This is a genomic window from Lysinibacillus sp. ZYM-1, assembly GCF_001308875.1.
In the GTDB taxonomy this organism is placed as follows: Bacteria; Bacillota; Bacilli; order Bacillales_A; family Planococcaceae; genus Lysinibacillus.
Genome location: NZ_KQ465117.1, coordinates 134880 through 140879, shown reverse-complemented (window position 1 = coordinate 140879; position 6000 = coordinate 134880). Strand labels below are relative to the sequence as shown.

The window sequence follows — 6000 nt, the reverse complement described above, 5'->3', positions numbered from 1 at the left end:
CCCAACAGTATTCGCTGACGTAGAGCCTTCTGCACGTATTATGAAAGAAGAAATCTTCGGACCAGTGGTAGCGATCGCAAAAGCAAAAGATTTCGATCACGCTATTGAAATTGCGAATGATACAGAATACGGTTTAACAGGTGCCGTAATCACGACAAACCGTATGAACTTAGAAAAAGCACGTGAAGATTTCCATGTCGGAAACCTTTACTTCAACCGTGGCTGTACAGGTGCCATCGTAGGCTACCAACCATTTGGTGGTTTCAACATGTCAGGTACAGACTCAAAAGCTGGTGGCCCAGACTACCTACAACTTCACATGCAAGCGAAAACAACTTCAGAAATGCTATAATATTTTCCATACTAAATGCCGTACATAGTTTCTTATGTACGGCGTTTTTTTATTGGTTATCTGAAACCTATTATAATAGAAGAAACTCATGTGAATTTTGATTCACTTCCCTCTCAGATTCCACTTTTACTTTCTCTACATATGCCAAAAGGATACTTTTCTCCTATAATAAGCTGTTATATTTTATGGCATTTCTAACATTTGACCCTTAACTTGATTCTGTAACTTTGTTAAAATGATATCAGTTTAGGAGGGTAAAACTATGAAAAAACTATCAATTTTTATGTTACTCATGATGCTTGTTAGCGTTATCATTTCGCAACCCCAAAAGGCCTATGCTGATGAGCTATCAGGACATATGCACGAAAGTGGTCTGCGTTATTTGATTTCCAAAGAAGCCTTGCTGAAAGATGCAAATGGCAGCTATCGTCCGAATGATACTGTTACACGCGGTGAATTCGCCACATACATAGCAAAGGCTTTAGACTTAAAGACAAAGAACAACATTACGTTCACAGACGTTCCTGACACATATGTATTTGCCAATGAAATCAAGCTTGCTGCTACTGCTGGAATTATCACCGGCTACACAGACAACACTTTTAAGCCAGATGCACGTATTTCAAGAGAGCATATGGCCGTTATGTTAATCAGAGCGGTTGATTATTTAAAAATCCCAAAAGGTACTTCCTCTATTACGTTCAAAGACAATGCAGCTATTTTTAAAGATTTCCGTCAAGATATTGCCATAGGTGCTCAATTAGGGCTTATTAAAGGAAGCTCTAATGGCATGTTTTTACCTAGGGACAATGCCACAATTGCTGAAGCATCAACATTTATACTTCGCTTAATTCTTCTTGCTGATACTGTTGAAAATAATACAGGAAATACTGATAACAACGGTAATTCCGGTAATAACAGTAATTCAAACAATAATGGTAACGATAATAATTCTGGTAATAATAATACGAATGCCTTTATCGTCAAAGAAGTCTCAAATGGTAATCTGGTAGACAAGCAATCTTATGCTAGTTTTGAAGAAGCTGAAAAAGCGATGACGAACAGTACTTTAGTGATTACCCAAAATAATAAAATTATTAAAATGTCTTCAGGAATTATTGTTACGAATAATTATGTTGCATTAAATTCTGAAACGATTAAGGATCAAATTGCCATTGCTGCTAGTACAGAAATGGAGTACCTGGGTAGTGATGCGACACAAGTTAAAGTTCGCTTAGCTGGTCATGTTGGCTCTTTAAAACAGGCGGACGTTACCTTAATCCCTTCTGCTTTAGTGAAGGGACGCGCTTATTATACAAATGAGAATGGTGAAATCAAACATACCTTATATGATTATAAATCAAATAAGTACTCATCTAGTTATGTCTACGGTAAGGCACCTAGCTTTATGAAGCCAGGTGAGAAATACTTTAGCTGGGATGGTATTAATTTTACAAATGTGAATGGCTCTTCAAAAGGAGAAGCCTATAATTATTATCAATTCTTACCCGCTCGCGCTACAACACAATATACAGCTGAAGAAATAGATCAATATATTATGCAAAAATTAACTGAAGTTGAGAGCTCAGGTGCTTCTATTTATAAAGATGCTACGACTAAAAGTAAACTAATTGGCTTAGGTTCCGTGTTAAAGGATGTGGAAGCTAATGCTCATATAAACGCCATGCTTATCTTAGCACTTGCCCAACATGAGAGTGCCTACGGGATGAGTGATCATGCTCAAAATTTGAATAACCTATTTGGTTTATATGTGTATGATACAAACCCACTAAACAAAAAGTTTGATAGTGTTGGCACAAACATTAATGAACTTGTAGAAAAGTTCTTACAGCCTAATTACATTACGCCTGGAGGACGTTATACAAATGGTTCAGTCGTTGGCTCTAAGGCAATTGGATTTAACGTAAAATACGCCTCTGATCCTTTCTGGGGTGCCAAAATTGCTGGACACTACTATCGTGCAGAAAAAACGTTAGGCTATAAAGATGCCAATAACCCGTATAAAATTGCACTAACAACAACAGCTGGTCTGAATGTTCGTACAGATGCATCAACACAGCAAAGTCCCCTATTCACCTTTAGTAAAAGTAACATGCCTGTGATTGTTACAGATACAGGTGCAAATGGCTGGTACCAAGTGATTTCAGACAAACTTCACACAGAACCTGCTTATATTAGTAAGGATTATATTAAATTCATCACTACCGTGAAATAAAAATAAAATGGCTACCTCTCCAACTATGGAAGGTAGCCATTTTTTATCAATTGTTTGTTTTTTCTTGAAACTGGGTACTTATTAAGAAAGATAAAAAAACGATCCCAAAACTATTAAGGTCTTTGGAATCGTCTCTTAAACTCTTATTGTTTTTTATAGTATTGCAAAATACCGTTATAAATAGATTCTGCAAATAGTTTCACGTATTGATCATTTGTCATTTTACTGTTATCCTCAGTGTTTGTTAAGAAACCAAGTTCCACTAAAATAGACGGAATGACCATATTGCGAATTACGTAATACTGTTCTTGCTTAACGCCACGGTTTTTCATATTTAAATTGTTAACAATTTGGTTATTTACAAATGTAGCTAAATCTATGTCCTCTTGATACATATCTCCTGTAGAGATAGCATAATATGTTTCAGTACCTTGTGCCGACGTATTAGCAGCAGAGTTGACATGGACACTAACAAAAATCTCACCATAGTTTGCTTGTGTGAAATCTACTCGATCTTGTAATGATGGATACGTATCACCAGTACGTGTCATATAAACTTTGGCACCAGCATTCTCTAGTAATTGTTTTACTTGCGTGCTAACTTTTAATGTAATATTTTTTTCAGAAGCAGAGCCTTTTACCGTACCTGGATCTTTACCACCATGACCTGGGTCTAAGATGATAACACGATTTTGTAAAGGTTTAGCTGACTGATTTAATAGTTTTAGATAAGATTTATGCACATAACCAGTTTGTCCATTATAAGAGATTTCTGCCCAGTAACCGTTGATGTTATTAACTTGGACATACTCTCCTTTATTCAGCTTAAATAACACTGCTGACGTTGAATTATTTTGACTGCGCACATTTAGGTTAGCAACCGTTACTCTTCCCAGTACATCTCCTGAAGTAACTGGTGGTGTACTTGGATCTGGATCTGGATCTGGATTAGGTTTTTCTTCCTCAACAGTATCTGTTGTACTATTAGCCACAACATAACCTGGCATACCATTAACTTGTGTTAAATAGTAGCCGCCAACTGTTTTATACACTGGTAATTTTACATTTACTTTAATTGTTGAAATTACTTTTGCTGAAGATGTTGGCTTCACATATAAGTTAACAACATTTTTTGTCGTTACTTCTTTTTCGACTGCTCCTAACTCATTGCCATCTACATCTAAAAATTCAGCATATTGTTTAAAAATATATGCATAGGCACCTTTATAAGATACTTTTAACCAATTGCCTTCCACTGCATATACTGATAATTTACCGCCTGTATTGACTTTACCTACAATGTTCGTAGTTGAAGCGCTATCCGTTGATTTGCGAATGTTTAAACCATCTGTAGTGACCTTTACTAAGCCAATAACCTGAGATGTATCAGGTACAGTTATACCTTTCACAGGCAATTCTAAACGATATTTCTCACTTTTTGCACGTGCCACAAATAATGAAAATTGTGAACGTGTCACAGTGCTGTTTGGTAAATATGTTTTACCTGTTCCGTTTGTAATACCATTATAATAGATTGTATTGACGTACTTCACATATTCATGTGTGATCGCTACGTCTGTAAAAGGTGAGTCAATTCCCTCATACTCACTTGTATCTAAATTAAATGCCTTTGTTAAGACATAACTCATTTCTCCACGAGTTAGAGCTTTGTTTGGCAGGAATTCACCTTTTATATTTTTGTCGAAGAACCCTAACTGTACAGCACGTTCTATATAACCTGACATTTCAGTGCCTACTGTAACATCTGAAAAGCTAGATTTGTTAACGACTAATGGTTTGTTTCCTGAGGCAACGACAACCATTTTGGCTGCTTGTCCTCTTGTTACATTGTTATTTGGGCCAAAAACTCTTTTACCATTTACAAAATAGCCTTGGATAACACCCAAATTTACTAAATAATTGATTTCTTCATAGGCTGGGTGATTTTTAGTGACATCTTCAAATGATATATTTGAGTTGGTAGCTGCACTGACACTTGCACTATGTATCGTAAACATAGAAGCCGAAATGAATAAGACGCACAAGATAAGACTAATTTTTTTGATGTTCAATGTCTTATTTCCTCCCTTCTTGTTCTCTTAACGTGTCCATTTTAACAAAATTAGCTAAATAATGCATCATACAATTGAACTTTTAAATTTTATTTTCCATATCACTTCCTTTCCTAAGTAATTATCATAAAAATAGAAGAGTCTGCAATTGCAAACCCTTCTTCCATTATACGCTATTCAAAAGATCAATTCTTGCAATATATGACAAAATTTACATGTGAAATTTATTGTTGAATTCTTTCAATAAAAACTTTAAGTTGATTGATTTTTAGTAACTCATCAGAACCAAAGCTTCCATCTCCATCACCATTCGTAACACCATTTGATGCAAGTGTAGAAACAAAATCACTAGCCCAATTATTTTGTGGGACATCACTAAATGCTACCGTTCCACCTTGGTTCTCAAGACCAAAAGCTAGTACTAATACTTTAGCGATTTGTGCACGTGTAATCGGTGAAGACGGATTGAACTTACCATTCGCATCGCCTTCAAAGATACCTAATTTCTCAACTGCTGCGATAGCACCTGCATTTGCATTTGTTGGTTTTACATCTACGAAATTAGTAGTTGTATTAGAAGTATCTAAGTTTAAAGCTTTTGCAATTTGTACAGCAACTTCTGCACGAGAAGCATATACTGAAAAGTCAATTGCAGCTTTTTTTACTTCAGCTTGTTGTTGTGAATCAAATGTTGCCACACGTTTAGCCCCTACATAACGAGGACCCCAATAGTATGGGTCATTAACATTTGAGTAGCTTACGCCTTGACCAGTTTGAGAGTGGATCATTTTACTATCACCTATGTATATACCCACATGTGAAATACCACTACCACTTGTATTGAAAAATACTAAATCACCGACTTGTAGATCACTTTTTGCTACTTCAGTACCTTGTTGATACTGTGATCCTGACGTACGGTTTAATTGAATACCTAAATCTGAAAATACTTTTGAAGTAAAGCCAGAGCAATCAAAACCACTTGTTGTTGTACCACCGTATTTATATGGAATACCTAAATATTTAGAAGCTGTATCAGTGACATCTGTATTTGTCGCTGCTTCAGCAGTATTTATATGAGTTGTTGAAAATAACATAAAAGATGCAAAAATCGGTAATAACCATTTCTTATTCATACTTTTGTTATACCCCTCTCAAAACTTTTTTGCCTATACATAGACTATCACAAAAGAAGCGCTTGTTATTTTTCATTTGTGTAACGGTTTTAGACAGCAAAAAAACGCTGTAATACCAACGTTTGGTGGTATTTCCAGCGTTAAAAAGAGGGTTTTTTTATCGTTATTTGGAACTTTCGTAACATTTCTGTAATATTAGAGACG

General features: G+C 35.6%; 4 protein-coding genes. 2 read left to right on the top strand and 2 right to left on the bottom strand.

Annotation, left to right across the window (positions count from 1 at the left end; all coding sequences use genetic code 11):
- Both AO843_RS11795 and AO843_RS11790 read left to right on the top strand, forming a co-directional pair.
- The coding region (locus tag AO843_RS11795) for an aldehyde dehydrogenase family protein (protein ID WP_156313960.1) at positions 1 to 352 on the top strand (352 nt) is incomplete at its 5' end.
- A gap of 262 nt (positions 353 to 614) precedes the next feature.
- Entirely contained in the window at positions 615 to 2588 is a 1974-nt protein-coding gene (locus tag AO843_RS11790; RefSeq protein WP_054611293.1) for an S-layer homology domain-containing protein, read from the top strand.
- A 143-nt stretch (positions 2589 to 2731) separates the two neighbouring features.
- On the opposite strand, the gene AO843_RS11785 is transcribed toward AO843_RS11790, so the two are convergent.
- Both AO843_RS11785 and AO843_RS11780 read right to left on the bottom strand, forming a co-directional pair.
- The gene (locus tag AO843_RS11785; RefSeq protein WP_054611292.1) at positions 2732 to 4660 is read right to left on the bottom strand and encodes an N-acetylmuramoyl-L-alanine amidase; all 1929 of its coding nucleotides are present in this window, start codon (positions 4658 to 4660) and stop codon (positions 2732 to 2734) included.
- 224 nt (positions 4661 to 4884) lie between these two features.
- Positions 4885 to 5796: a C40 family peptidase gene (locus tag AO843_RS11780; protein ID WP_054611291.1), complete on the bottom strand. Its 912-nt coding sequence runs from the start codon at positions 5794 to 5796 to the stop codon at positions 4885 to 4887.
- Positions 5797 to 6000 lie beyond the last annotated feature (204 nt).

Excerpts from the sequence above, each read along its gene's own strand:
- AO843_RS11790 (WP_054611293.1), top strand. The coding sequence starts at position 615 with ATGAAAAAACTATCAATTTTTATGTTACTCATGATGCTTGTTAGCGTT.
- AO843_RS11780 (WP_054611291.1), bottom strand. The coding sequence starts at position 5,796 with ATGAATAAGAAATGGTTATTACCGATTTTTGCATCTTTTATGTTATTT.